Raw genomic sequence first — 26,108 nt, forward strand, 5'->3', positions numbered from 1 at the left:
GTGCCCGAGCCTATCCCGTGACGGCGCGCCCGATGATCAGTTCGGCGGCGGCCCGGCCGCACACCTCGGCTGAGCCGTACGTGGCGATGTGCACCGCGCCCAGGTCGGAGCGCGCGGGCAGGCCCATCTCGACCACCACGGCGTCGGGGCGGGCGCTGAGCAGGTGGCGCACCGCCTCCTGCTGCCAGGCGTGGCGGTGCACGTCGCGGACCACGACCACGAGGGGGCGGCCGTCGCTCGCGCGGACCAGGCGCTCGATCGCCGGCCCGGTGGCCTCGGCCGCCGCCAGCCTCGTCACGGCGGTGCCGGGCAGCAGGGCGGCGAGCGGCGCCCCGACGCCCCACGGGGTGCCCTTGTCGATGGCGAGGTTCATCTCGGGGGCCAGCTCGACGACGTGGGGGGCGGTGGTGACGGGCAGCACGGGGTCGGCGGACCTGCGGGTGACCCGGACGGCCCGCCGGGCCGCGACGAGCCCGACGGGGCCGTCCGCCGGGGCGGGGCGGTCGGGGCGCGTGGTGGTGCTGCCCGAGGAGGTGGTCCAGACGGCCAGCTCGCGGACCCGTCGAGCGGCGTCGGCCAGGCGCTCCTCGGGCAGCACGCCTTCGGTGACGGCGGCCGCGATCGCGTCGCGCACCTCGACGGCCGTCGCCTCGTCGGAGCGTTCCCCGCCGACGCAGACGGCGTCGGCGCCGGCGGCCACCGCCCGGGCCGCGGCGCCGCCGGCGCCGTACGCCGCGGAGACGCCGGCCATCTCGATGGCGTCGGTCACGATCACGCCGTCGAAGCCCAGTTCCTCCCGCAGCAGCCCGGTCAGCAGCTTGGGGCTGAGCGTGGCGGGCAGGCCCGGGTCGTAGGTGGGTACGAGGAGGTGGCCCGTCATGACGGTCCGCACCCCTTCGGCGATCGCCTCGCGGAAGGGGCGCAGGGCCGCCTCCATGCCGTCGAGCGCCACCACCGGCACCCCGTGGTGCGAGTCGACCGAGGTGTCGCCGTGGCCCGGGAAGTGCTTGACGCAGGCCGCCACGCCCGCCGACTGCATTCCGCGGACGAACGCCCTGGCGTGCCGGGCGACGAGGTCCGGGGCGGCGCCGAAGGCGCGCAGGCCGATGACGGGGTTGTCCGGGTTGGAGTTGACGTCGGCGGACGGCGCGAAGTCGAGGGTGATCCCGGCGGCGGCCAGCTCGCGGCCGAGGTCGCGGGCCAGTTCCTCGGTCAGCGTGACGTCGTCGACGACGCCGAGCGCGTACGCGCCGGGCCTGCTGCTGCCGGTGGCCGCCTCCAGCCGGGTGACCTCGCCTGACTCCTCGTCGGTGGCGACGAGCGCGGCGGGGTTCTCGGCGCGCAGAGCGGTCGTCAGGAGGGCGACCTGGTCCGGGGCGGCGATGTTGCGGGAGAACAGCACCACCCCGGCGAGCCCCTGGCCGAGCCGCCGCCGGATCCAGTCGGGAGGGGTCCGGCCCGCGAATCCCGGCAGGAGGACGGCGTCGGCCAGGCGAAGCAGGTCACCGCTGAGGCGCATGACCTGCAATCTAATAGGAAAGTTTCCTATTTGCTAGAGGCATTTTCTGACGTCAACGGCTCACAGGCGCTCCAGCACGGTGACGTTGGCCTGGCCGCCACCCTCGCACATCGTCTGCAGGCCGTATCTGCCGCCGGTGCGCTCCAGCTCGTGCAGCAGCTTGACGGCGAGGACGGCGCCGGTCGCGCCGAGCGGGTGACCGAGGGCGATGGCGCCGCCGTTGGGGTTGACGCGAGCGGGGTCGGCGCCGGTCTCCTTGAGCCAGGCCAGCACGACCGGGGCGAACGCCTCGTTGATCTCCACGGTGTCGATGTCGCCGATCGCCATCCCGGTCCTGCCCAGCGCGTACGCCGTGGCGGGGATCGGGGCCGACAGCATCTCGACGGGGTCGCCGCCGCGCGCCGACAGGTGGTGGACGCGGGCGCGCGGGGTCAGCCCGTGCTCGCGGACGGCCCGGGGCGAGGCGACGAGCAGGGCGGCGGCGCCGTCGGAGATCTGGGAGGCCAGCGCGGCGGTGAGCCGGCCGCCGTCGACCAGCGTCCGGAGCCCGGCCATCTTCGCCGGCCCGGTGTCGCGGCGCGGCCCCTCGTCGGCGGTGACGCCCTCGTACGGGGTGATCTCGCGGGCGAAGCGCCCGGTGTCCACGGCGGCGGCGGCCCGGCGATGGGACTCGCAGGCGTAGGCCTCCATCTCCTCCCGTGACAGGTCCCAGCGGGCGGCGATCTGCTCGGCGCCGGCGAACTGGGAGATCTCCCGCGTGCCGTACCTCTCGCTCCACCCCTTGGAGCCCGAGAACGGGGTGTCGTGGCCGAGCGGGCGGCCCGCCAGCATCGCCGAGGAGATGGGCACCATGCTCATGTTCTGCACGCCGCCCGCCACGACGAGGTCGGCGGTGCCCGACAGCACGGCCTGGGCGGCGAAGTGCAGGGCCTGCTGCGACGAGCCGCACTGGCGGTCCACGGTGACGCCGGGCACCTCCTCGGGCAGGCCGGCCGCGAGCCAGCAGGTGCGCGCGACGTCGCCGGCCTGCGGTCCGATCGTGTCGACGCAGCCGAAGATCACGTCCTCCACGGCCGCCGGGTCGGCGCCGGTACGCGCCATCAGCTCCTTCAGCACGTGGGCGCCGAGATCCGCCGGGTGGGCGCGGGCCAGGCCCCCGTTCCTGCGCCCGACGGGGGTGCGGACCGCGCCGACGATGTACGCCTCGTTCATCCATGAATCGTAGCAAGCGCTTGGTCGCGCACATAATGCCGGATGAGCAGCGGGAGTTCGGTGAACAAGCGATTGTGAAAGGGCTCATAATGGGAGGCGTGACAACGCGTAAGAGCTCGGGCTCCACCACGGCCACCCCGGCGAAGCGCCAGCGCGCGACCTCCGGGTCGGCGTCCGAGCGCCGGGACCACCTCGTCAAGCTCGCCGCGGAGATCTTCGCGCGCAAGGGCTTCCAGGCCACGACCGTGCGCGAGATCGCCACCGAGGCCGGGATCCTGTCCGGGAGCCTCTACCACCACTTCGACTCCAAGGAGACGATCGTCGACGAGGTGCTCTCGACCTTCCTCGATGATCTCATCGCGCGTTACCGCGCGGCGCTCGAATCCGGGTCCGACCCGCGCACGGTGCTGTCGGAGATGGTGCGCATCGGCTTCGGCACGCTGGAGCCGCACCGCGCCGCGATCACCGTCATGCAGAACGACTGGAACTACCTGCGCCAGTTCGAGCGGTTCAACTACCTCGTCAAGGCCGAGGACGAGGTCGAGCAGATGTGGGTGACGCAGATCAAGGCGGGCCAGGCGGCCGGCCAGTTCCGCACCGACGTCGACCCCAAGCTGACCTACCGGATGATCCGCGACACGATCTGGGTGGCCGTCCGCTGGTTCCGCCCGGGCGGGCGGCTCAACCCGGCCGGGCTGGCCGAGCACTACATCACCGTGCTCTTCGACGGCCTGGCGACAGGCGAGCGGACCAGCCAGCGCGCATGAGCCTCGGCAAGGCGGTGCGCGAGGCACTGCGAGAGGCGGCGGAGCCCGCCAAGGCCGAGGCGATGCGGGCCTACATGAAGTCCGCGATGCCGTTCCTCGGCGTCCAGGCGGGGCCGCGCCGGGCGGCGCTCCGGCAGGTGTTCGCCGACCACCGCATCGCCACGGCTCCGGAGTGGCGGCGGGCCGCGCTGGAGCTGTGGCGCGAGGCCGAGTATCGCGAGGAGCGCTACGCGGCGGTCGAGCTGACCGGTCACCGGTTCTACCGGGAGTTCCAGACCCTCTACACGGTGCCGATGTACGAGGAGATGATCGTCACCGGCGCCTGGTGGGACCTGGTCGACGAGCTGGCCACGCACCGGATGGGCGGCCTGCTCGCCGCGTTCCCCGACTCGATGCGGCCGCTCATGCTGGAGTGGGCGCACGACGCCGACCTGTGGAAGCGCCGCACCGCGATCCTGTGCCAGAACCGGTTCAAGGACCGCACCGACACCGCGCTGCTGTACGCCTGCATCGAGCCGAGCCTGTCCGACAACGACTTCTTCGCCCGCAAGGCGATCGGGTGGGCGCTGCGCGAGTACGCCAAGGTCAACCCGCGCGAGGTGGTCCGCTACGTGCAGGCCAAGGGCATCTCGGGCCTGAGCCGCCGCGAGGCGCTGAAGAACGTCCCGGCCCCGTAGGCCGCTCCCCTGATCGACGCCGTCATCTGGTCCAGAGGGCGTCCTGCACGGCCTGCACGAGCGCCATCAACTCCGGGGTGACGTGCTCCTTCGACCAGGCCAGCGCGTACGTGACGCGCAGACCCTCCGTCTCCAGCGGCACGAAGCCGACGTCGTCCCTGCGGATGCCCCTCACCAGGAGTTGCGGCGTCGGCAGCAGCCCGGCGCCGGCCGCCACCAGGTCGAGCGCGGCGGCGAAGTCGTCGTCGGCCACCAGGCGCGGGCGGCCCGGCAGCCCCGGCCACGGCCGACCGCCCGGCGCGAGCACCACCTGACCCGCCAGGTCGGCCGCGCCGGCGCGGGACCGGCCGGCCAGCGGATGCCCGGCGGGGACGGCCAGGTGGTCCACGGAGACGTGGAACCTCGCGGCGGTGACGAACCTCGCCGGCGCCGGGGTCGCCAGGATCGCGGCCGACACCTCGCCCCGGTCCAGCGCCGCCGACGCCGCGCTCCGCCCGGCCACCGTGAGCTCCACGCCGATGGCGGGCGTCCGGCCGGCCAGCCTCCGGGCGACGCGGGCCGCGAGCGCGCCGACGAGCGGAGGATAAGCCAGGTGAATGGTCGGCCGGGCCAGCCGGGCCGCCTCGGCGGTGAACGCGGCGGCCGACTCCAGCACCTGCTCGGCGTACGGCAGCAGCGCCCTGCCCTCGGCCGTGAGCCGGACGGCGCGGGCCGTGCGCTCGAACACCCTGACCCCGGCCGCCCGCTCCAGCCTGGTGATCGCCTGGCTCATCGCCGGCTGGGACATGCCCAGGTCGGCCGCGGCGCGGGAGAAGCTGAGCCGCGCCGCCACCCTGGTGAAGCACTGGATCTCGCGAAGCATAAGCGTCACGAATAGATAATGCACGAGGCGAGGCGGGCCGGGCACGATGCCCCCGTTGATCCGCCACCTGTGTGAGGAGCCCGCCATGCCCGCCGTTCAGCCCGCCTTTCCCCGTTCCACCGTGCTCGGATACCCGCGGATCGGCCCGCGCCGGGAGCTGAAGCGGGCCCTGGAGTCCTACTGGGAGGGCCGCTCCAGCCGGCAGGAACTCGACCGGGTGGGCGCCGGCCTGCGGGAGCGGACCTGGCGGCGGCTGGCCGAGCTGGGGCTGGAGGGGTTGCCGTCCAACACGTTCTCGCTCTACGACCACGTGCTGGACACGGCGGTGCTGCTGGGGGCGGTGCCGGAGAGGTACCGGCGGGCCGAGGACCCCTACTTCGCCATGGCCCGGGGCACGCAGGGGCTCGCGCCGCTGCGGATGACCAAGTGGTTCGACACGAACTACCACTACATCGTGCCGGAGGTCGGGCCCGAGACGGTGTTCGCGCTGGACGCGGCCAAGCCGCTGGCGGAGGTGCGGCAGGCCCGGGCGCTGGGTTTCGAGACGCGGCCCGTCGTGGTGGGGCCGGTGACGTTCCTGCTGCTGTCCGAGCGGGGCGCCGCGGCGCTGGACCGGCTGGACGACGTGCTGGACTGCTACGCGGAGCTGCTCGGCGTGCTGGCCGCCGAGGGGGTGGCGTGGGTGCAGCTCGACGAGCCCGCGCTGGTGGCCGACCGGACGGCCGGGGAGCTGGCCGCGGTGCGGCGCGCGTACGAGCGGCTGGGGGCGGTGGCGGAGCGGCCGGGGCTGTTCGTCGCGGCGCCCTACGGCGACCTGGGCGAGGCGCTGCCGGTGCTGGCGGCGACCCCGGTGGAGGCGATCGGCCTGGACCTGGTGCGCGGTGGCCTCGACGGGCTCGCCGCCCTGGCCGGAGCCGGGTCGGCGGACGGCGGCCCCGCGGGTGAGAGGTCGGCGGGTGAGGGCCCGGCGGGCCGCGGGCCGCTGGCCGGGAAGACCGTGGTGGCGGGCGTGGTGTCCGGGCGTGAGGTGTGGCGGACCGAGCCGGGGCGGGCCGCGTACGCGCTGCGGGTGGTCCGCGAGCACACCGGCGACGTGGCCGTGAGCACCTCCTGCTCGCTGCTGCACGTGCCGTACGACGTGGCGGCCGAGCCGGACCTGGTCCCGGAGCTGCGGGCGCGGCTGGCCTTCGCCGAGCAGAAGGTCGCCGAGGTCGTCGAGCTGGCCCACGCCGCCCCCAGCGGGCCCGCCGTCGCCCCCGAGCCGGTCGGGGCACCCGCCCCGGTGGCGGCCGGGGAGCGTGGCCCGTACGAGGTGCGGGCGGCGGCGCAGGCCGAGCGGCTGCGGCTGCCGCTGCTGCCGACCACCACGATCGGGTCGTTCCCGCAGACCGGCGAGCTGCGCGCGGCCCGCGCGGCGCTGGCGGCGGGCACGCTGACCGAGGCCGCGTACGAGGACCTGGTGCGGGCCGAGATCGAGCGGGCGATCCGCACCCAGGAGCGGCTCGGCCTCGACGTGCTGGTGCACGGCGAGCCGGAGCGCAACGACATGGTCCAGTACTTCGCCGAGCACCTGGACGGCTTCGCGGTGACCCGCAACGGCTGGGTCCAGTCGTACGGCTCGCGCTGCACCCGCCCGCCGATCCTGCACGGCGACGTGAGCCGCCCGGGGCCCATCACGGTCCGCTGGGCCCGCCACGCGCAGTCGCTCACGGACAAGCCGGTCAAGGGCATGCTGACCGGGCCCGTCACGATCGTGGCGTGGTCGTTCGTCCGCGCCGACCTGCCGCTGCGCGACGTGGTGTTCCAGGTGGCGGACGCGGTGCGGGAGGAGGTGCGCGACCTGGAGGCCGCGGGCGTGCCGATCATCCAGGTGGACGAGCCGGCGCTGCGGGAGCTGCTGCCGCTGCGGCGGGCCGGGCAGGCGGGCTACCTGGAGTGGGCCGTGGCGGCGTACCGGCGGGCCACCTCGGGCGCGGCCGACGGCACGCAGATCCACACGCACCTGTGCTACTCGGACGCCGACCAGATCCTGGCCGCGATCGACGGCCTGGACGCCGACGTCACGACGATCGAGTCGGCCCGGTCGGGCGGGCGCATCCTGGGGGCGGTCGGCGGGTTCGGGCGCGGTCTCGGGCCGGGCGTGTACGACATCCACTCGCCGCGGGTGCCGGGCACCGACGAGATCGAGGAGCTGCTGCGCGAGACGCTGAAGGCGCTGCCCGCCGGCCGGGTGTGGGTCAACCCGGACTGCGGGCTGAAGACGCGCACGTACGAGCAGGTGGAGGCGGCGCTGGGCGCCATGGTGGCCGGCGCGCGCCGCCTGCGCGCCGAACCATCACCCGCCTGAGACGCGGCGGCGGTCACCGCCCCCCGAGGTGCCCTGGAGGCCGTGGAGGCCGGCGAACTCCTCGACAGTCATGCCGAACAGCACCTCGTCGTCCCACCGGCCGCCGCTGTAGTGGCTGCGCCGGCGGCGGCCCTCCTCCACGAACCCGAGCCGCCGGTGCAGCGCCAGCGAGGGCGCGTTGGAGGCGTAGACCCACGCCTCGGCCTTCTGGAAACGGCGTTCGGCGAACAGGTAGCGCAGCAGCAGCACGACGGCCTCACCGCCGTAGCCCTGGCGGTGGTGCCGGGAGCCGAGGGAGACGCCGTAGGCGAAGGTGCCGTTGAGCCGGTCGACCTGGTGGGCGTTGATCATGCCGAGCGGCGCGTCGCCGTCCCGGGCCGCGACGACGAGGCGCGGCTCGTCCGGGTCGGCGTCCCGGGCCGCCAGGTCGGCCGCCCACTGCCTGGCGCGTTCGGCGGAGCGGGGCGGGTGGATGCTCTCGCCGGCGCGTACGACGTCCGCCTCCTGGGAGAAGGAGTGCAGGGCGGCCCAGTCGTCCGGCTCGACGGCGCGCAGGCGGACGCGCTCGCCTTCCCATGCTGAGGTCATGATCCGCAGCCAACCAGATCATGGCGGGCTCGGCGAGGGGTCAGCCGGTGAAGGTCCGCACGAGGTGGGCGAGGGCGGCGTCGGCGTAGTGGCGCGGGCCGGGGCCCAGGCCGTGGGCGAGGTCCTCGACCAGGGCGCAGCGGGCCAGGAAGCGGACCCGGCCGGTGGCCGCGTCGTCGAGACGGCCGTCGTAGTGGGCCAGGGTCAGCTCGTACACCTCGGGGCCGAGGTCGCGGTAGAGGCGGGCGAAGTCGCGGGCCGGGTCGGTCAGGGCGGCGTCGGTCCAGTCGATGACGCCGGTGAGGGTGCCGGTGCCGGGGTCGGCGAGCAGGTGCTCGGCGCCCAGGTCGTTGTGGCACAGGCGCGCACCGGCCGTCCCTGCCGCTGCCTCCTCCGGCGACTCCGCGAGCGGGTCGGCGGGCGGATCGGCGGCGAGGAAGTCCTCGACCAGGCGGCGGTGCTCCGGCGGGACGTGGGCGGCCACGGCCTCGTACTCCTGCGCGGCCTCCTCGCGCAGGTCGGCCAGGGGGTAGCGGTCGAGCGGGACCAGCTCGCCCAGCGAGGCGGGCGGGACGGCGTGCAGGGCGCCGAGGAACGCGCCCAGCGGCTCGGCCAGCCGCCGGGGATCGGCCACGGGGTGCCGGTGCAGCGGCCGGCCCGGGAGCCGGCGGTAGGCGATCACGCCCGCCGAGGGGTCGCTGAAGACGACCTCCGGCACGGGCAGCGGGGAGATCGGCGCGACGGCGGCCAGCACCGCGACCTCCGCCCGCGTGGCCTCGGGGTCGGGCTCCCTCGCGCACCGGACGATCAGCTCGCCGTCGATCTCGTACGCGACGTTGTCGAGCCCCTGCCCGACCGGGACCAGGGAGCGCGCCTCGCGGCCGGGCAGGTGGCGCGCCAGCAGGGCGCGAACGTCAGAGGGCACGGCGGTCACCCGGACACGCTACTTCAGCGCGCCCGCCGTCAGGCCCGACTGGATCTGCCGCTGGAAGATCGTGTAGATCACCAGCATGGGCAGGATCGCCAGTGTCAGCGCGGCGAACAGCGCCGACCAGTCCTGGTCGTAGCCGGCCGCCGTGGAGATGTCGGCGATACCCTGCGGCAGCACCCACGTGTCACGCTCCTGCAGCAGCACGAGCGGCAACTGGTACTGGTTCCACTGGCCCAGCACGTTGAAGATCGTGACGCTGATGATGCCGGGCCGGGCCATCGGCAGCATGATCTGGAAGAAGACCCGCGTGTGGGACGCCCCGTCGACCAGGGCCGCCTCCGCCACCGCCGTGGGCAGCGTGCGGAAGAACGCCGCCAGGAAGAACACGGTGAACGGCATCGAGTAGGCGATGTAGACCAGCACCAGCCCCGCGTGGGTGTTGAGCCCGATGAACGGCCCGATCAGCGGCACGTTGCCCATGTTCTGCACCACGAAGAACAGCGGCGTCAGCGCCAGGTAGACGGGGAAGGCCAGCCCGGAGACGAACAGCAGGTAGCAGGCCCGGTTGCCGCGGAAGGGGTAGCGGGCCAGCACGTAGGCGGCCATCGACCCGAGCAGCATCGTGCCGAACGTGCTGAACGCCACCACGATGACGCTGTTGAGCATGTACTGCCCGATGTGCGCCTGTTCCCAGGCGCGGGCGAAGTTGTCCCAGCGCAGCGAGGCGGGCAGCGACCACGCGTCGCCGAAGATCTCGTCCTCGCTCTTGACCGAGGCGAGGAACGTCCACAGGATCGGCACCACGGTCAGCACCGTCCACAGCAGCAGCGCGGCGTGCGACAGGGCGCTCAGCGGGCCCAGCCGCCGGCGTTCCTGCCGGACGGCCCGGCGCGAGGTCTCCACGGCGGGCGAGGTCATCGTCGGCATCAGTACTCGATCCGTTCGCGACGGGACAGCCGCAGCGACAGCACGGCGAAGCCCACGGTGAAGAAGAACATCACCACGCCCAGCGCGGAGGCGTAGCCGAAGCGGAAGTAGGTGAAGGCGTTGCGGTAGATCTCGGTCGCCATGACCGTGGTGGAGAAGTCGGGGCCGCCGTGCTGGTCGGTCATCACCCACACGATCGCGAACACGTCCAGCGCCAGGATGCCGAGGTAGACCCAGGCCACCTGGACGGTGTCCCACAGCAGCGGCAGCGTGATCCGGAAGAACAGGCTGACCCGCCCGGCCCCGTCGATCTGCGCCGCCTCGAACATGTCGCGCGGGATGGAGGCGAGCCCCGCCGAGAACAGCACCACGTAGAACCCGACGGCCTGCCACACCATGACCCCGAGCACCGACCAGAAGGCGATGCCCGGGTCCGACAGGAACCCGACCGGCCGCAGCCCCAGCGCCATCAGCGGCCCGTTGAGCATGCCGCTGCCGTCGGGCCGGAACACCTGCTGGAACAGCACCGCCACCACCGTGACGGCGAGCACCTGCGGGAAGAAGAACAGCACCCGGTAGAACCGCGACCCGGGGACCCCGGCGGCGCCCCGCCCTCCGCCGCCCACGTTGAGCAGGAAGGCGAAGAACAGGGCGATGACGATCGTCAGCAGCGGCAGCAGCAGCAGGAGCGCCGCGTTGTGCGTGACCGCCTTCCAGAAGATCGAGTCGGCGAAGAGCCGGACGAAGTTGTCGAGCCCGATGAAGTTCGGCGTGGCGGTGACGCCGCGCCAGTCGGTCATCGCGATGTAGAACGCCTGCGTGTACGGCGAGATCACGTACACGAGGTAGAGCGTCACCGGGGCCGCCAGGAAGGCGGTGATGAACAGCCCGCGGCGATACCTGTTGATCATCAGCGCCGGTACTTCTTGATCGAGGAGTCGCCCTTGATCTCGTCGGCCTTCTTCTGCAGCCGCTCCAGGTACTTCTCGGGCGTCAGGCCGCCGCTCATCAGCTCGCCGGTGGCGGCCACGGCCTCGTCGTGGAGCTGGGCGTACCAGTTGCGCCAGCGGAAGTAGACGGTGTTGTCGCCGGCGGCGGCCAGCGCCGCGGTGGCACTCTTGGCGCCGGGCGACAGCGGCCGGCCCTCTCCGGCGCCCTTGACCACCGACACGGTCCTGACCAGCTCGCTGAAGTCACCGGCCGCCTTCTTCGACAGCATGGCGCGCAGGTACTCCGTGCCGCCCTGCGGGTTGGCGGCCTTGGCCGGCACGAGGAACGTCTCGCCGGGGCGGGAGTGCAGGGTGCCGTACGGCAGCTTGTCGGAGGAGGTGAAGTCGGGGATCGGGAACATGCCGTACTCGAAGTCGGCGGGTGTAGTCGTTTTCTGTTCGTTCTCGAGCCAGGAGCCGGACGGCAGCATGGCCACCTTGTACTTGTTCTGGGCGGTCTGGGTCTGCACGTGGTCGAGCCCGGCCGTGCCCTCCATGAGGTACTTGGCGCCGATCTCGGCCCAGGCGGCGGCCGACTGGCGCATCGGCTCGGCCGTCCAGGCGCCGTCCTCCAGGTTGTCGAGGTTGACCAGCACCTCCTTGCCGCCGATCTTCGCGGCCATGGTCATCAGCGGCTCGTAGAGGTACTGCGGGTGCTTGCCGGCGTAGGTGAACGGCGCCATCTTCCCGGACTTCTTGATCGTCTCGCAGAGCTTGACGAACTCGTCCCAGGTCTTGGGGACCTGCCAGCCGTTGTCGCGGAAGACCTTCTGGGAGTACCAGATGCCGTGGATGTAGTTGACGTAGCCGAGGACGTGGAACGTGCCGTCGTAGGTGCCGAAGTCGATGACGGCCGGGTCGAGGGTGTCGCGGACCTTGGTGTTCGGGTCGTCCCAGCTCGGCGCGTCGAGCAGCGGCCCGAGGTCCTGGAGCTGGCCGTCCTGGGCCAGGGCGCCCATGTCCATGGCGCCGGCGCCGGAGTTGTCGATGACGTCGGGCGGGTTGCCGCCGGCGAAGCGCGGCTGGAGGACCTTGGTGATCTCCTTGGTGGAGTTGTGCTTGACCTCCACCTTCGGGTACTTCACCTTGAACAGCGGCTGGTGGATGTCCTTGGCGTACGCGTCGCCGAAGCCGCCGTCGAAGATCCAGACCTCGAGGGGCCGGTCGGCGGCCACGCCGAACGGGTTAGCGGCGCTCGTGGCGACGGGCGCCGCGGACTGCGCGGGCGCCTTGCTCGCCGGGGTGGCGCACGCGGCGAGCGCGCCCGCCACGGGCATCAGCGCCGCGCCGCGCAGCAGCTCACGTCGCGACAGGCGGGACGGGCCGCCGTGCGGGACGCTGGGGGGGTCGATGGGGTTCGGCATGGTGACGCCTCCTGGTTGGTCAAGCTCCACGTCTGATGCGCCCTGCGTAGCGGCTCTCCAGGGCCTTGTTGTGCTCGTCGCCGCCGGTCACGTTGACCGAGAGGTAGATCGGGGGTGTCTCGCCGAGCGCCACCAGCGCGGACACCGTCTCGGCGACCGTCATCTGTGCGAGCAGCGCCGAGGTGATGGTGGAGACGGCGCCGTACGAGCCGCCGCCGGGCAGGTCGAGGATGGCGTCGCCGTACGGCGAGCCGTTGTCGAGCACCACGTCGGCCAGGTCGAGCAGCTTGCGGCCGGACGGGTGGCGCGAGGTCATCCGGGTGCTGTGGCGCACCGAGGTGATCGCGATCAGGGGATGGCCCCGGTCCTTGACGAGCGCGGCCAGCTCCACGACGGCGCCGTTCACGCCCGAGCTGGAGACCAGCACGAACACGTCCTGCGACGCGACCGGGGCGAGGGCGTAGATCTGGTGGGCGACGGCCGGGTCGCGCTCGAGTTCGGGGGTGAGGACGCTCGGCGGCTGCCCGCCGTACAGGACGAGGTCGCGGGGCGAGAGCCGGTTGCTCGGCACGAGACCGCCCGCCCGGCCGGCGATCTCCATGGCGATCGCCTCGGAGTGGCCCGAGCCGAACGCGTTGACCACGCCGCCGGCGCGCAGCGACGCGACCAGCAGGGCCGCCGCCCGCCGCACCGGCTCCGCCTGCGTCTCGGCGACGTGGTGCGCCAGCTTCAGGGCCTCGGTCGCGTACGTCATTCAGCCTCTTTCCACCCGGTGGCTCTCCACCGCGCTGATCGTGCGTTCGAAGGCCTCGTTGGTGCGTTCGTAGGTACGCTGGGCGACCGCCACGTAGACGGCGTCGAGCACGAAGAGCTGCGAGTGGACCGCGGCCAGGCCGCCGAGCCGGAACGTGGTCTCCCTGCTCGCCGTGGTCAGCACGAGGTCGGCCAGCTCGGCCAGCGGCGAACGGGCGAACGAGGTGACCGCGACCGTGGTGGCGCCGTGGCTGCCCGCCTCGGCGAGCGCCTCCATCACCTCGCGGGTGCGGCCCCGGTGGCTGATGCCGATCGCGACGTCGCCCGTGCCGAGCAGCGCGGCGTCCGACAGCGCGACGTGGGCGTCGCCCGCGCTCCAGCCCGGGATGCCGATGCGGCGCAGCCGGCCCTCCAGCATGGTGGCCACGTTACCGCTGGTCGAGACGCCGACGAGGAGCACGCGCGCGGCGGCCACGATCGCGTCGGCCACCCGGGCGACGACGGCGGAGTCGAGCTGGGCGGCGGTGTCCTGGATGAGCCGGGCGTCCGCCGCGGCCATCACCTCGATGGCGGAGTCGAGCGGGTCGTCGGGGCCGATCTCGTGGCCGACGCCGGCGCCCCAGCCGGCCTGCGCGGCCCGGCCGGTCTCGGTGGCGAGCGCCACCCGCAGCTCGGCGTAGCCGGAGAAGCCGAACGCGCGGCAGAACCTCGTCACGGTCGCGGGCGAGCTGCCCGCGCGCTCCGCGAGCGCGATGATCGTGGAACGGGCGGCCTCGGCCGGGTCACCGAGGATCACCTCTCCCACGCGGCGCAGCGCCTCCGGCAGACCCGGAAGCTCCGTGCCGATGCGCCCGAGGGCTCCTGACGTCACAAATATTCCTTCCGAATCCCTGGCTTTCGGCGAAAATTATTCTTGCTTCGGTGTCGCGTCAAGACCCAGAATCAAAGCGTGACTGAGTCGTTCGCTGGGTCGTCCCCCGGATCGTCGGCTGATTCGGCCGCTGCGTCGTCCGCCGGGTCGTTCGTGGTCGGGGTGGATGCCGGCGCGACCTCCACCCGGGTGGCGGTGCACGCGCTCGACGGGACGCGCGCCGGCTACGGCACGGCGGGGGCGGGCAATCCGAGCGCCCACGGCCTGGCCCCGGCGGTGGCGGCGATCGGCACGGCCCTGGAGCGGGCGCTGCGCGACGTGGACCCCTCACGCGTGGTGGCGTCGCTGGCGGGCGTGGCCGGCAGGGTCGACGCGCTGGAGCCGGAGCTGGCCAAGGTGTGGGCGGAGCTGGGCGTTCCCGAGGGGCCGCGGGTGGTCCGTGACGTGCTCATCGCGTACGTGGCGGGCACGCCGGAGCCGTCGGGGTCGCTGCTGCTGTCGGGCACCGGCGCGGTCGCGGCCCGGGTCGAGGACCACGAGCTGGCCGCGATCGCCGACGGGCTGGGCTGGTTGCTCGGCGACGCCGGGTCCGGGTTCTGGATCGGCCGCGCCGCCGCCCGTGCGGTCGTGGCGGCGCTCGACCGCGGGTCCCGGAACGGCCTGCTGGTGGCACTGGTGGCCGCCGAGTTCCTGGGCACCGGGTCCCCGGACGCCGGATCGCCGGGCGCTGGCGATGTGGCGTGGGGGGTGTCGCCGCGCGCGGACGCCGACCGGATCGTCCGGCTGGCGCAGGCGGACCACATGCGGCTGGCCACGCTGTCCCGGCTGGTCAGCCGGGCCGCCGGCGAGGGCGACCCGATGGCCGTGACCATCGTCCGCGAGGCGGCCGGCCACCTGGTGGCCACGGCGCGGCGGGTGCACGTGTCAGGCCCGGTGGTGCTGGCGGGCAGCGTGCTGACCAGCGAGGGGCCGGTCAGGAACGCGGTGCGCGAGCTGCTGATGGGCGAGGATCCGGTCGAGAGCGTGGCGACGGCGCGGGACGCGGCGGGGGCGGCGGCGTGGCTCGCGGCCCGCGCCGGTGGGCTGCTGTCACCGGAACGGGCCCGCGAGCTGCACCCCGTGTTCACTCAGCCGCTGGTCAGCACCGGGGGCTTGGGACCGCCGTAGACGGGGTTTCTCGGCAGGCGCTCCTCCGTCACCAGCAGGCGGACGACGCCGGGCCGGTCGGCCTCGGCCTCCCAGACGATCCAGCCGTCTCCCACCGCCCGCGGGCGCGCATCGGGGTCGACGCTGTAGCCCCTGCCGCTCTTCTGCGGCTCGATGATCTGGAAGACGACCTCCAGCCCGCGCCGGCGCGCCTCCGCGACGACCTCACCGACCGGGCGCTCGTCCACCCGGAAGCCCGCCAGCATCTCGCCTTTCCGGGTCGCCGTGCCGGCCGACTGGTACCTCTCCCCCGGCCGGGCCATCCGCCCCAGGTACAGGATGCCCTTGCCGGTGAAGTCGCGGCCCACCGTCACCTTGAGCAAGCAGTCCTCCTGCCCGAACGTACAGCCCGCCGGCTCCCGGTCGCCGCCGATGCCCTTGCTCGGGCCGGTGGCGCCGCTGAAGCCCATCCGCACGATCTCGCCCACCCGGCTGGGCGAGACCGGCAGCAGTTGCAGGTCGATGTCCAACCCCACCGCCCGGAACGCCTCCGCGTACTCGTGATGGTCGGCGAAAGGGTCGCGAACCCTGGCGACCCAGTAGTCGCCCTGCAGCTCGATCTCCATCGCCGCGTTGGCGTACGAGGTGGCCGTCCCCGCGCGATCGCCCAGCAGGCCGGGGCCGGCCGCGACCGCGGTGACGACCGCTGCGGTGACGACGGCGCCCAGCAGCAGGCGCCTGGCGCGCCGCCGCCGCGCCGCGCCGCGCTCATCGCCGACACCGGGGACGTCGGGGGCGGTGTGGACGTCGGTGGCGGTGACGGTGGCCAGCAGCGTCCGGGCCCCCGCGCCGGAGGCCCGGCCTGCCAGTTCCTCGTCGCGAACCCTGGCGAGCCGCCTCAGCTCGTTCATGTCGACTCCACAGGAATGTGAACGGTGACGCCCGCGCCGGCGAGCGTCCTGGAGAAGCGCCTGCGCGCCCGGTAGAGGCGGATGCGCACGGCGTTGCGCGAGCAGCCGAGGACCTCGGCGATCTGGCCCGCGTCCAGCCCCTCCCAGGCGACCAGCGACAGCAGCTCGCGGTCGGCCTCGGGCAGCCGCCTGAGCGCCTGGACGATGGCGCCCAGTTCGACGCCTTCCTCGGGGGTGCGTCCGTACAGGTCGGCCACGTCGGCGTCGAGTTCGGTCAACCGTCTCCTGGCCACGCCGCGGCGGTGGTTGGCCAGCACGTTGCGGGCCACGCCGTACAGCCAGAGCCGGGCCTGCTCGCCGGGCGGCAACACGTCCACGCGCCGCCAGGCGATGGCGAACGTCTCGGCCACCACGTCGGCGGCGTCCTCCGGCGAGTCACAGCGGCGCACCGCGTAGCCGAGGATCTGCTCATAGGTCTGTGCGTAAACGGCCTCGAACCGGATCTTCCGGTCGTCATCCACGGGCGGTCCCCATGGCCGGCCTCCTTCGTCAAGGGAATCGGAACATCCCCTTCATGTCCGACGACCCGCCAGCATTTCAGGATTTATCAGGACGCCAGGAGTGCGGCGCTGCCGTAGCTGCCGCCGAAGCCGGTCACCAGCGCGACCTCCCGGCCGGCGCGCAGCTCCCGTACGGCCTGGGCCACGTTGTTGAGGCCGTGCACGTACCCCTCCGACAGCAGCCCGCCGTGCGGATTCACCCAGGCGTGCCGCCGCTCCAGCAGGTAGGGCCCCAGCTCGGCCCGCGCGACGAAACCGAAGTCCTCCAGTTGCCTCGGCACCAGCCACGAGTAGGCGTCGTACGGCAGCGCCACGTCCACGTCCGCCGGCCGCATGCCGGAGACCTCCCACAGCCGGGGCGCCACGTACGCGGAGAAGACCGCCGTGACGTCGGGCGCCCGGTCCATCGCCGAGCAGCCCGGTCCTCCCCCGCGCACCACCGCGCGCACGCGCGGCCCGTCCAGCACGCCGCTGACCAGCAGCGCGCACGCCCCGTCGCTCTCCTGGCAGCAGTCGGCGGTGCGCAGCGGCGTGCACACGTACGGCTTGGCCAGGTAGTCGGCCAGGTCCAGCGGCTCGGCGCGCAGGGCGCGCGGGTTGCCGCGGGCGTTGTCGCGCGACTGGGCGACCACGGCGTGCAGGTGCTCGCCGGTGAGCCCGGTGTCGTGCAGGTAGCGGGTGGCGGCCAGGGCGAACAGCGGGATCGGTCCGGCCATCCCGTAGGTGAATCTCTCCTGCTCGCCGGTGGAGACGGTGTTCATCCGCCGGCCGGAGCGGCCGTTCAGGGCCCGGTAGACGAGGACGTGGCGGGCCAGCCCGGCGTGGATCAGCATGGCCGCGTCACCCAGGACGGACGCGGCCTGGGTGCCGCCGCCTGCGATGTCGTTGTGCCAGCCGAGCCGTTCGACCCCCAGCGCGCGCGCCACCCGGGTGACGGGCACGGAGTCGTTCAGGTGGTAGCTGAGCAGCGCGTCCACCTCTCCGGGCGCCAGGCCCGCGTCGGCGCAGGCCGCCCGGCACGCCTCGACGGCGAGTTGCAGCACGGTGCGTCCGGAGGCGCGGCTGAGCGCGGTCATCCCCACGCCGGCCACGGCCGCCCGTCCGGCGAACGTCTGCATGGCGACCTCCCGACCGGCTGCGCTCCTGCCCCGCTGTGCGGTCGCCCGCCGGGACGGGGCGCGATCCATTCCGGCGGACGACGTCTGCGGTGCTCGCCCGCCACGCTAACGCCCGCCGACCTCACAGACAAGCGCTTGCTCGGTGAGGGTGTCCGCGACCCCACTGGATAGCGCTATTATCCGCTGATGCGCATCTCGGAGCTGAGCGACCGTTCGGGCGTCGCCCTCGCGACGGTCAAGTACTACCTGCGCGAGGGCCTGCTCCACCAGGGCGAGCAGGTCGCCGCGACCCGTGCCGTCTACGACGACTCCCACCTGCGCAGACTCCGCCTCATCAGGGCCCTGCTGGAGGTCGGCAGGCTGCCGGTGGCCGCCATCAAGCAGGTCATCGACGCGGTCGAGGACGAGTCGCTCCCCGTTCACCAGATGCTCGGCACCGCCCAGTACGCGCTCGGCCCGGCCGTCGAGCCCGAGCCGTCGGACGACTGGCAGGCCGCCCGCGCCGAGACCGACCGCCTCATCGACGAGCAGGGCTGGACGATCGCCCCCGACGCCCCGACCAGGAACGAGCTGGCCCAGACACTCCTCACCCTGCGCCGGCTCGGCATGTCCACCGACCTGAGCCGCTACGCCGAGACGGCCGGCGGGCTCGCCGCGGCCGAGCTCGACGCCCTCCCGCTCGACGGCTCCCGCGAGAGCGCCGTCGAGGCCGTGGTGCTCGGCACGGTCCTGTACGGCCGCGCCTTCGACGCGCTGCGCCGCCTCGCCCACGAGTCGGAGTCGGCCCGCCGGCTGGCCGGAAAGGATCAAACGCCGCCCGCCGGGTAGGGGCGGGCGGATGTTCGAAGACTTCGCGGAAGACAGGATCGACGTCGGCGAGGCGGAGCTGTACGTCCGGCACGGCGGCACGGGCACACCGGTGCTGCTCCTGCACGGCCACCCGAGGACGCACGCGACCTGGCACCGGGTCGCCGCGCTGCTCGCACCGCACCACACCGTGGTCTGCCCCGACCTGCGGGGCTACGGCCGCTCCAGCAAGCCGCCCACCACCCCCGACCACGCCCCCTACTCCAAGCGGGCCATGGCCCGGGACATGGTCGCCCTCATGCGCGCCCTGGGCCACGACCGCTTCACCGTCGTCGGCCACGACCGCGGCGCCTACGTCGCCCACCGGCTGACGGCCGACCATCCCGGCGCGGTGACCCGCCTGGTGATCGTCGACGCGGTGCCGATCGGTGCGGCGCTGGCCCGCTGCGACGCGGGCTTCGCCGCCGCGTGGTGGCACTGGTTCTTCCTCGGCCAGACCGCCAAGCCCGCCGAACGGGTCATCAACGCCGACCCCGCCGCCTGGTATCAGGTGGACTCCTCCGTCATGGGCGAGGAGGCGTACGCGGACCTGCGCCGGGCCCTGCACGACCCGGAGACCGTGCACGCGATGTGCGAGGACTACCGGGCCGGGCTGGGCGTGGACCGTGCCGCCGACGACGCCGACCGCGCGGCCGGGCGGCGGCTGAGCCGCCCGCTGCTCCTCCTGTGGGGCTCCGAGGACGACATGGAGGACCTGTACGGCGATCCCCGGGAGATCTGGGCCGGCTGGGCGGACGACGTGCGCGGCCACGCGATCGACAGCGGCCACCACATGGCGGAGGAGGCCCCGGCGGAGCTGGCCGCGGCGATCAGGGACTTCACGAGCTCCTGAACCGGACGCGCCGTCCCCGGCGGGCCGGCCCGCTCCGCTCATCCCGGTGATCATGCCGTCACGCTGGACGCATCCTGGCCGGCTCCGCCGTGACCCCTGCCACGGGTGGGCGCCGCGGCTCAGTCCCTGACCGCGACCGGCCGTTTCAGCAGCCAGAGCGCCGCGCGCTGGAGCAGCGTCCGGTGGATCTCGTTGTCGTAGGAGCGCGTGTCGTGGCCGAGCGCGTCGTAGAGGACGCGGCCACGCCGTACCGGACGGGCCCAGACGAGCGGCTGGCCGCCCGAGGAGGCGAGCGGCCGGACGTCGGGCAGCACGTCCAGGTCGCTGTAGACCTCGTCCACCACGTCGAAGTCGCGCAGCCCCTCGACGACCGGGTGGCCGCCGTGCACCCGCACGCCGGTCCAGCCGAGCGGCGGGTGGTGCGACTTCGGCCAGGTCCAGCAGCCGCCCAGCACGCGGGACCAGCCCTGCCAGTCGTCGAAGCAGATGGAGGCGGCGTGCATGGCCAGCAGCCCGCCGCCCCGGTCGAGGTGGTCGAGCAGCGTGGTGCGGGCCTCGGCGGGCAGCTCGAAACGCCACCGCTCACGCAGGTCGGCGAACCGGTCGGACTCCATCCGCCAGCGCAGCGCGTTGACGGTGATGAGCTGCGTCTCCGACGGCTCGCTCAGCGCTCCGGCGATGTCCTCGGTGATCTCCGACTCGATCCCCACCTCCGCGAGCACCTCGGCCAGGGCCGCCGAGGTGGCGTCGAAGTCGTGGAACGGGCCTCCTGACAGGATCAGATTTCTCGCCATCCGCCAAGACCATCACGCCTGCCCCCGGGGCGCCACCCTGTCACAGCACGAACCGTCACATCGGCGACTGTCACATCGGCGACCTACGCAGCGGCACTGTCACATCCGGTGCTGGTGTCCCGTCCATGGTACGGAACGTCCGAACCAAGGAGTGATCATGCGCGTGCTCGTCGCCGGAGCCACCGGAGTCATCGGCCGGCAGCTCGTCCCACTGCTCGCGGCCGTGGGCCACGAGGTGATCGGCCTGTCCCGGGCGCCGGGCACGGCCGTGCCCGGCGCCACGCGGACCGTCGTGGCCGACGCGCTCGACCGTGACGCGACCGTCCGCGCGGTACGGCAGGCCGCCCCCGACGCGGTCGTGCACCTGCTCACCGCCATCCCGAAGGCCATCGACCCGAAACGGATCGACAGGCAGTTCGCGCTCACGAACCGGCTGCGCATCGAGGGCACCCGTACCCTGCTGGAGGCCGCCCCGGGGGCCCGGTTCGTCGCCCAGGGGCTCGCGTACGCCTACCGGCCCGGCGAAGGGCTCGCGGACGAGGACGCGCCGCTGTGGTCGGACCCGCCCCGGCCGTACGGGCCGGTCGTCGCCGCGCTGGCCGAGCTGGAGCGGCAGACCGTCCGGGCCGGCGGGCTGGTGCTGCGCTTCGGCCACCTCACCGGGCCCGGCTCGTTCTACGCGGACGACGGCTCCACGGCCGAGGCCGTCCGCCGGGGCCGGATGCCGGTGGTCGGCGACGGCGGCTCGGTGCTGTCGTTCACCCACGCCCACGACGCCGCCACCGCGATCATCGCCGCCCTCGACAAGGACGTCACCGGCGCGCTCAACGTGGTCGACGACACGCCCGTGCTCATGCGCGACTGGCTGCCCGCCTACGCGCGGCGGCTCGGCGCCCCGGCTCCGCGGCGGGTGCCGGCCCTGCTGGCGCGGCTGGCCGTCGGCCCGTTCGGTGTGGCGTACATGACCAGGCTGCGCGGCGCCGACAACAGCCGGGCGCGGATGCGACTCGACTGGCGGCCCCGCCACGCCGCCATGCTCGACCGGGAGGGATGATCCCAGCGTGGACAGCATGGACAGCGTGGACTTCGAACAGCACCGGCCGACCCTGCTCGGGCTCGCCTACCGGCTGCTGGGCAGCATGTGGGACGCCGAGGACGTCGTCCAGGAGGCCTGGCTGCGCTGGCAGGCCATCGACCACGACGAGATCAGGGACCCGCGGGCGTTCCTCGTGACGGTCGTGTCGCGGCTCGCGCTCGACCAGCTCCGCTCGGCCCGGGTCAGACGCGAGTCCTACACCGGGTCGTGGCTGCCCGAACCCGTCCCCACCGCCGAGGCGGGGCCGCTCGACACGGCCGAGCTGCGCGACACGGTGTCGTACGCGACCCTGCACCTGATGGAACGGCTGTCGCCGCCGGAGCGCGCGGTGTTCGTGCTGCGGGAGGCGTTCGAGTTCCCGTACGACGAGATCGCCCGCGTCGTCGGGGTGTCCGTCGCCAACGCCCGCCAGCTCCACCGGCGCGCCTCGTTGCGGCTGGCCGACGGCCGCGACAGGTTCCAGCCGACGGAGGAGGAGCACACCAGGCTGCTGATGCGGTTCATCGAGGCGGCGGCGGGCGGCGACCTCGGCGCGCTGGCCGAGATCCTGCACGAGGACGTCGTCATCTGGAGCGACGGCGGTGGCAAGGTGCGGGCCGCGCTGCGGCCGATCCTGGGCCGGCGCAAGGCGGTGTCGTTCATCGACGCGGTGGTCTCCCAGCACGGCTCCGAGGGCGTCGTCACGGAGGTCAACGGCCTGCCGGCGGTGTGGAGCGTCAGCGGCGGCCACCCGCAGCTCACCGCCTTCGCGGTCCGCGACGGCCGCATCAGCGAGATCTTCATCGTGCGCAATCCGGACAAGCTGCGGCGGGTGGCGCCGGCGGACCTATAGTCGCCTCATGGATCTCGGCATCACGGGCAAGGTTGCACTCGTCACCGGCGGCAGCGCGGGCATCGGCCTCGCCGCCGCCAAGAGCCTGGCACGGGAGGGGTGCGACGTGTGCGTGAGCGCCCGCGACCCCGAACGGCTGGCCGACGCGGTGGTGGAGCTGCAGGAGTTCGGCGGCGTGGTGCACGCGGTGCTGGCCGACGTGGAGGACCCGGAGGCGGCGGCGCGCGTGGCCGCCGAGACCCGCGAGATCCTGGGGCCCGTCGACATCCTGGTGGCCAACGCGGGCGGGCCGCCCGCCGGCCGTTTCGTCGACATGGGCGCGGCCGAGTGGGACGTGGCCGTCCAGCGCAACCTGCTGGGCACGGTCCGGCTGATCCACGCCGTGCTGCCGGAGATGCGCTCGCGCGGCTGGGGCCGCATCGTCACGATCACCAGCAAGTCGGCCCGCGAGGCGATCGACGGGCTGGCCCTGTCCAACGCGACCCGCCCCGCCGTCGCCGGGATCGTGCGGACGCTGGCCCGCGAGGTGGGCGGCGACGGGGTGCTGGTCACCAACGTGATGCCGGGGCCGATCGACACCGGCCGGCTGCGCGCGCTGTCGGGCGGGGCGGAGGGCCTGGCGGCGCGCGGCGACCGGGTGCCCGTCGGCCGGGTCGGGCGGCCGGAGGAGGTCGGCGACGTGGTCGCGTTCCTGGCCAGCGAGCGGGCCTCGTTCGTCAACGGGGTGTCGCTGCTGGTCGACGGCGGGGAGGCGCACGTCATCGCCTGAGCGGCGGGCCGGAGCCCGCCGCCGGCGGACCGGCAGGGCCCGGACGCATGACATGCTTCCCTTGAGGGACCTCGTGGGGAAGGCAGTGCCATGGAAAAGCCGGTCATCGTGACGGTGGACGACGACCCGGGCGTGTCGCGGGCGGTGGCCCGCGATCTGAGACGTCGTTACGGCCAGCACTACAGGATCGTCCGTGCCGAGGCCGCGGACCAGGGGATCGACGCCGTCAAGGAGATGCGGCTGCGCGGCGACGAGGTGGCCGCGATCCTCGCCGACTACCGCATGCCGCAGATGAACGGCGTGCAGTTCCTCGAAGCCGCGATGGACATGTACCCCTACGCGCGCCGCGTGCTGCTGACCGCCTACGCCGACACCGACGCCGCCATCCAGGCGATCAACGTGGTCGACCTCGACCACTACCTGCTCAAGCCGTGGGACCCGCCGGAGGAGAAGTTCTACCCGGTGATCGACGACCAGCTCGACGCCTGGCAGCGCACCGAGCGGATCGAGGTGGCGGAGCTGCGGGTGGTGGGCGACCGCTGGTCGGCGCCCTCCTACCGGGTGCGCGACTTCCTGGCCCGCAACCACGTGCCCTACCAGTGGATGCTGGCCGAGGACCCGGAGGGCGCCCAGCTCGTCGCTGCCGTGGGAGAGCAGTGCCACCTGCCGCTGGTGATCACCTCCGAAGGGGTGTCGCTGCAGGCGCCCGACCAGTCCACGCTCGCCTCGGCCGTGGGGCTGTCGACCACGCCGGCCACCGACTTCTACGACCTCATCGTGGTCGGCGGGGGGCCGGCCGGGCTGGGCGCGGCGGTCTACGGAGCCTCCGAGGGGCTCAACACGGTGCTGGTCGAGGCGCAGGCCTCCGGCGGGCAGGCGGGCCAGAGCTCCCGGATCGAGAACTACCTGGGCTTCCCCGACGGCGTCTCCGGCCAGCAGCTCGCCGACCGGGCGCGCAGGCAGGCGCTGAAGTTCGGTGCCGAGCTGCTGAGCGCGCGAAAGGTGACCCACCTGGAGCCGCGCGGACAGGCTCGGGTGGTGGGCTTCAAGGACGGGGGCGAGATCGCGGCGCACGCGGTGATCCTGGCGACCGGGGTGACCTACCGCCGTCTGGACGCGCCCGGCCTGGACGACTTCGTCGGCCGGGGCGTCTACTACGGAGCCGCGCTGACCGAGGCGCCGGCCTGTCGCGACGCCGAGGTGTACGTCGTCGGGGCGGCCAACTCGGCGGGCCAGGCGGCGGTTTACCTGGCGGGATTCGCGAGCAAGGTCCATTTGTTGGTCAGAGGTGACGGTTTGGAGAGATCCATGTCGCACTACCTCATCGAGCAGATCCAGGCGATCCCCACCATCGAGGTGCACGTCCAGACGCACGTCTCGGGCGGGGCGGGCGACGGTCACCTGGAGCGGCTCACGCTCAGCACCAAGGGCGAGGAGCGCACGGTCGACGCGCAGTGGCTGTTCGTGTTCATCGGCGCCGAGCCCTACACCTCGTGGCTCGACGAGACGGTCGAGCGCGACGCCAAGGGCTTCGTGCTCACCGGCCCCGACCTGCTGCAGGGCGGCCGGCGGCCGCGCAACTGGCCGCTGCGGCGCGAGCCCTACTACCTGGAGACCAACGTGCCGGGCGTGCTGGCGGCGGGCGACGTGCGGGCGGAGTCGATCAAACGGGTCGCCTCGGCCGTCGGCGAGGGCGCGATGGCCGTCGCGCTCGTGCACCGCTACCTGGAGAAGCAATGAGCGTTCCGACCGACCTGCCCATCGACATCGACGAGCTGCGCAAGCTGTTCCTGTTCGAGCGGCTGACCGACGAGCAGCTCACCAAGCTGGCCGGCAGCGGTGCCGTGCGCTCCTTCGAGCGGGACCAGGACATCCTGCGGCAGGGTGAGCCGGCCGAGTGCTTCGCGGTGCTGATCGAGGGCGAGGTGCAGATGGTCCAGGAGACCGTCAGCGCCGGCACCGTCGCGATGCCGCGCGTCTCCCAGCCCGGCGTGTACGGCGGCGCCACCGCCGCCTACCTCGGCGACCGCGCCCCCGACACCTACCAGCACACGTTGCGGGCCACCGCGCCCTCGCGCGTTTTCATGCTGCCGGCCAAGAAGTTCGCGCACATCGTGACCGAGTGGTTCCCGATGGCGATGCACCTGCTCGACGGCATCTGGTCGGGCGGGCGGATGCAGCGCGAGGTCATCGACCGGCGCCAGCGGCTCACCGCGCTCGGGACGATCACCGCCGGGCTCACCCACGAGCTGAACAACCCGGCCGCCGCGGCGGTCCGGGCGGTCGGGGAGCTGCGCTCGCTGATCCGGACGTCCCGCGTGGAGCTGGCCCGGCTCGCCGAGGACGGCATCCCGCCCGAGCGGCTGCGCGCGCTCATCGAGATGCAGGAGAACTGCACCGAGGCGGTGGGCAAGCTGCCGTCGCGCAGCCCGCTGGAGATCTCCGACGCCGAGGACGAGCTGGCAGAGGCGCTGGAGGCGATGGGCGTGGACGACGCCTGGGACCTGGCGCCGGCGCTGGTGCAGGCCGGGTTCGGCTGCGGGCACCTGGCCAAGGTGTGCGCCAAGGTCGGCGAGGAGCACGCGCCGGCGGCGCTGCGCTGGCTGTCGGAGGCGGTCGAGATCTCACAGATGCTCGGCGAGGTGACCGAGGCGACCGAGCGCATCACGTCGCTGATCCGCTCGGCCAAGCAGTACTCCCAGATGGACCGCGCGCCGTTCCAGATCTGCGACGTGCACGAGCTGCTCGACAGCACGATCGCCATCTTCCGCGGCAAGATCCCGCCGGGCGTCACCGTCGTCACCGACTACGACCGGACGCTGCCGTCGATCCCCGCCTACGGCGGCGAGCTCAACCAGGTGTGGACCAACCTCATCCACAACGCGATCGACGCGATGGGCGAGGAGGGCACGCTGACCGTCCGCACCGCGCACGACGAGGACGAGGCGATCATCGAGATCGGCGACACCGGGCCGGGCGTGCCCGACGCGATCAAGGACCGGATCTTCGAGCCGTTCTTCACCACCAAGACGGTCGGCCAGGGCACGGGTCTCGGGCTCGACATCTCCTACCGCATCGTGGCCGGGCGGCACGGCGGCGAGATCAAGGTCCGCTCGGTGCCCGGCGAGACGTGGTTCGAGGTGCGCCTGCCGCTGCGTGAGCCGGCCGCCGCCGGCCCGGCCCCCGTCCCCACGCCCTGACCCCAGCCGCCCAGATCCCAGCCGCCCTGACTCCAGCCGATCCGACCCCGCCCGACCTGACCCGATCCGACCCTGCCCGACCTGAACCGGCCCTGCCCGACCTGAACCGGCCCGATCCGATCCGGACGGCCTGGCCCACCTGACCCAACCTCTCACACACGCACGCACGTCCCGCG

At 73.3% G+C, this 26,108-nt stretch carries 25 protein-coding genes; 11 read left to right on the plus strand and 14 right to left on the minus strand.

What is annotated here, in order from left to right:
* Positions 1-10: 10 nt before the first annotated feature.
* On the minus strand, positions 11-1,519 hold the full coding sequence (locus FHU36_RS06075) for a glycoside hydrolase family 3 N-terminal domain-containing protein (RefSeq protein ID WP_185082802.1): 1,509 nt from the start codon (positions 1,517-1,519) through the stop codon (positions 11-13).
* 60 nt (positions 1,520-1,579) lie between these two features.
* A complete protein-coding gene (locus FHU36_RS06080; protein WP_185082803.1) occupies positions 1,580-2,731 on the minus strand; it encodes an acetyl-CoA C-acetyltransferase in 1,152 nt (383 codons plus the stop codon).
* Between the two features lie 89 nt (positions 2,732-2,820).
* Here FHU36_RS06080 and FHU36_RS06085 point away from each other — a divergent pair, with 89 nt between their 5' ends.
* Together FHU36_RS06085 and FHU36_RS06090 are read left to right on the plus strand one after the other, a co-directional pair.
* Positions 2,821-3,498, plus strand: coding sequence for a TetR/AcrR family transcriptional regulator (locus FHU36_RS06085; protein WP_221495785.1), 678 nt, complete (start codon positions 2,821-2,823; stop codon positions 3,496-3,498).
* Positions 3,495-4,175 carry a DNA alkylation repair protein gene (locus FHU36_RS06090; RefSeq protein WP_185082805.1) on the plus strand — a complete coding sequence of 227 codons (681 nt, stop codon included), beginning with the start codon at positions 3,495-3,497 and terminating at the stop codon, positions 4,173-4,175. The genes FHU36_RS06085 and FHU36_RS06090 overlap by 4 nt, the downstream gene beginning before the upstream one ends.
* A gap of 22 nt (positions 4,176-4,197) precedes the next feature.
* On the opposite strand, the gene FHU36_RS06095 is transcribed toward FHU36_RS06090, so the two are convergent.
* On the minus strand, positions 4,198-5,037 hold the full coding sequence (locus FHU36_RS06095; RefSeq protein ID WP_246502212.1) for a LysR family transcriptional regulator: 840 nt from the start codon (positions 5,035-5,037) through the stop codon (positions 4,198-4,200).
* A gap of 85 nt (positions 5,038-5,122) precedes the next feature.
* Between FHU36_RS06095 and metE the strand changes: the two genes are divergently transcribed.
* On the plus strand, positions 5,123-7,384 hold the full coding sequence (metE, locus tag FHU36_RS06100) for a 5-methyltetrahydropteroyltriglutamate--homocysteine S-methyltransferase (protein WP_185082807.1): 2,262 nt from the start codon (positions 5,123-5,125) through the stop codon (positions 7,382-7,384).
* Here the strand turns inward: metE and FHU36_RS06105 are convergent.
* Genes FHU36_RS06105 through FHU36_RS46215 form a run of 7 tightly spaced genes read right to left on the minus strand, consistent with a single transcriptional unit; the run spans position 7,373 to position 13,807 of the window.
* Positions 7,373-7,972 (minus strand): GNAT family N-acetyltransferase, encoded by a 600-nt coding sequence (locus FHU36_RS06105; RefSeq protein ID WP_221495786.1) that lies wholly within the window; start codon positions 7,970-7,972, stop codon positions 7,373-7,375. The genes metE and FHU36_RS06105 overlap by 12 nt on opposite strands.
* A 40-nt stretch (positions 7,973-8,012) precedes the next feature.
* Complete coding sequence (locus tag FHU36_RS06110; protein WP_185082808.1) at positions 8,013-8,897, minus strand: phosphotransferase family protein; 885 nt, start codon at positions 8,895-8,897, stop codon at positions 8,013-8,015.
* An 18-nt stretch (positions 8,898-8,915) separates the two neighbouring features.
* A complete protein-coding gene (locus FHU36_RS06115; protein WP_246501968.1) occupies positions 8,916-9,830 on the minus strand; it encodes a carbohydrate ABC transporter permease in 915 nt (304 codons plus the stop codon).
* The gene (locus FHU36_RS06120; RefSeq protein WP_185082809.1) at positions 9,830-10,741 is read right to left on the minus strand and encodes a carbohydrate ABC transporter permease; all 912 of its coding nucleotides are present in this window, start codon (positions 10,739-10,741) and stop codon (positions 9,830-9,832) included. Before FHU36_RS06120 ends, FHU36_RS06115 begins: the two co-directional genes overlap by 1 nt.
* Positions 10,741-12,183: an N-acetylglucosamine/diacetylchitobiose ABC transporter substrate-binding protein gene (gene ngcE, locus FHU36_RS06125; RefSeq protein WP_185082810.1), complete on the minus strand. Its 1,443-nt coding sequence runs from the start codon at positions 12,181-12,183 to the stop codon at positions 10,741-10,743. Before ngcE ends, FHU36_RS06120 begins: the two co-directional genes overlap by 1 nt.
* A gap of 19 nt (positions 12,184-12,202) precedes the next feature.
* The gene (locus FHU36_RS06130; protein WP_185082811.1) at positions 12,203-12,937 is read right to left on the minus strand and encodes a sugar isomerase domain-containing protein; all 735 of its coding nucleotides are present in this window, start codon (positions 12,935-12,937) and stop codon (positions 12,203-12,205) included.
* Positions 12,938-13,807 carry a MurR/RpiR family transcriptional regulator gene (locus FHU36_RS46215; RefSeq protein WP_185082812.1) on the minus strand — a complete coding sequence of 290 codons (870 nt, stop codon included), beginning with the start codon at positions 13,805-13,807 and terminating at the stop codon, positions 12,938-12,940.
* Positions 13,808-13,885: 78 nt separating this feature from the next.
* Between FHU36_RS46215 and FHU36_RS06140 the strand changes: the two genes are divergently transcribed.
* Entirely contained in the window at positions 13,886-14,974 is a 1,089-nt protein-coding gene (locus FHU36_RS06140) for an N-acetylglucosamine kinase (protein ID WP_185082813.1), read from the plus strand.
* Here FHU36_RS06140 and FHU36_RS06145 read toward each other — a convergent pair.
* The 3 genes from FHU36_RS06145 to FHU36_RS06155 all read right to left on the minus strand — a co-directional run bounded on the left by FHU36_RS06145 (position 14,935) and on the right by FHU36_RS06155 (position 17,542).
* The gene (locus FHU36_RS06145; RefSeq protein ID WP_185082814.1) at positions 14,935-15,864 is read right to left on the minus strand and encodes a hypothetical protein; all 930 of its coding nucleotides are present in this window, start codon (positions 15,862-15,864) and stop codon (positions 14,935-14,937) included. The two genes, FHU36_RS06140 and FHU36_RS06145, sit on opposite strands and share 40 nt — an antisense overlap.
* Positions 15,861-16,385, minus strand: a complete 525-nt coding sequence (locus tag FHU36_RS06150) for an RNA polymerase sigma factor (RefSeq protein WP_185082815.1) — start codon at positions 16,383-16,385, stop codon at positions 15,861-15,863. The genes FHU36_RS06145 and FHU36_RS06150 overlap by 4 nt, the downstream gene beginning before the upstream one ends.
* An 86-nt stretch (positions 16,386-16,471) precedes the next feature.
* Positions 16,472-17,542, minus strand: coding sequence for a thiolase C-terminal domain-containing protein (locus FHU36_RS06155; RefSeq protein ID WP_185082816.1), 1,071 nt, complete (start codon positions 17,540-17,542; stop codon positions 16,472-16,474).
* 186 nt (positions 17,543-17,728) lie between these two features.
* Between FHU36_RS06155 and FHU36_RS06160 the strand changes: the two genes are divergently transcribed.
* Positions 17,729-18,370 carry a MerR family transcriptional regulator gene (locus tag FHU36_RS06160; RefSeq protein WP_185082817.1) on the plus strand — a complete coding sequence of 214 codons (642 nt, stop codon included), beginning with the start codon at positions 17,729-17,731 and terminating at the stop codon, positions 18,368-18,370.
* A gap of 10 nt (positions 18,371-18,380) precedes the next feature.
* Entirely contained in the window at positions 18,381-19,241 is an 861-nt protein-coding gene (locus FHU36_RS06165; protein WP_185082818.1) for an alpha/beta fold hydrolase, read from the plus strand.
* A 119-nt stretch (positions 19,242-19,360) separates the two neighbouring features.
* On the opposite strand, the gene FHU36_RS06170 is transcribed toward FHU36_RS06165, so the two are convergent.
* A complete protein-coding gene (locus FHU36_RS06170; RefSeq protein WP_185082819.1) occupies positions 19,361-20,035 on the minus strand; it encodes a ThuA domain-containing protein in 675 nt (224 codons plus the stop codon).
* A 157-nt stretch (positions 20,036-20,192) separates the two neighbouring features.
* Between FHU36_RS06170 and FHU36_RS06175 the strand changes: the two genes are divergently transcribed.
* The 5 genes from FHU36_RS06175 (at position 20,193) to FHU36_RS06195 (ending at position 25,932) form a co-directional block, all read left to right on the plus strand.
* The gene (locus tag FHU36_RS06175) at positions 20,193-21,089 is read left to right on the plus strand and encodes an NAD-dependent epimerase/dehydratase family protein (protein ID WP_185082820.1); all 897 of its coding nucleotides are present in this window, start codon (positions 20,193-20,195) and stop codon (positions 21,087-21,089) included.
* 16 nt (positions 21,090-21,105) lie between these two features.
* Entirely contained in the window at positions 21,106-21,963 is an 858-nt protein-coding gene (locus FHU36_RS06180) for an RNA polymerase sigma-70 factor (RefSeq protein WP_185084635.1), read from the plus strand.
* Positions 21,964-21,970: 7 nt separating this feature from the next.
* The gene (locus FHU36_RS06185) at positions 21,971-22,732 is read left to right on the plus strand and encodes an SDR family NAD(P)-dependent oxidoreductase (RefSeq protein WP_185082821.1); all 762 of its coding nucleotides are present in this window, start codon (positions 21,971-21,973) and stop codon (positions 22,730-22,732) included.
* 90 nt (positions 22,733-22,822) lie between these two features.
* The gene (locus FHU36_RS06190) at positions 22,823-24,472 is read left to right on the plus strand and encodes an NAD(P)/FAD-dependent oxidoreductase (RefSeq protein WP_185082822.1); all 1,650 of its coding nucleotides are present in this window, start codon (positions 22,823-22,825) and stop codon (positions 24,470-24,472) included.
* Complete coding sequence (locus tag FHU36_RS06195; RefSeq protein WP_185082823.1) at positions 24,469-25,932, plus strand: ATP-binding protein; 1,464 nt, start codon at positions 24,469-24,471, stop codon at positions 25,930-25,932. The genes FHU36_RS06190 and FHU36_RS06195 overlap by 4 nt, the downstream gene beginning before the upstream one ends.
* Positions 25,933-26,108 lie beyond the last annotated feature (176 nt).

The sequence above is a fragment of the Nonomuraea muscovyensis genome (assembly GCF_014207745.1).
Taxonomy (GTDB): Bacteria; Actinomycetota; Actinomycetes; order Streptosporangiales; family Streptosporangiaceae; genus Nonomuraea; species Nonomuraea muscovyensis.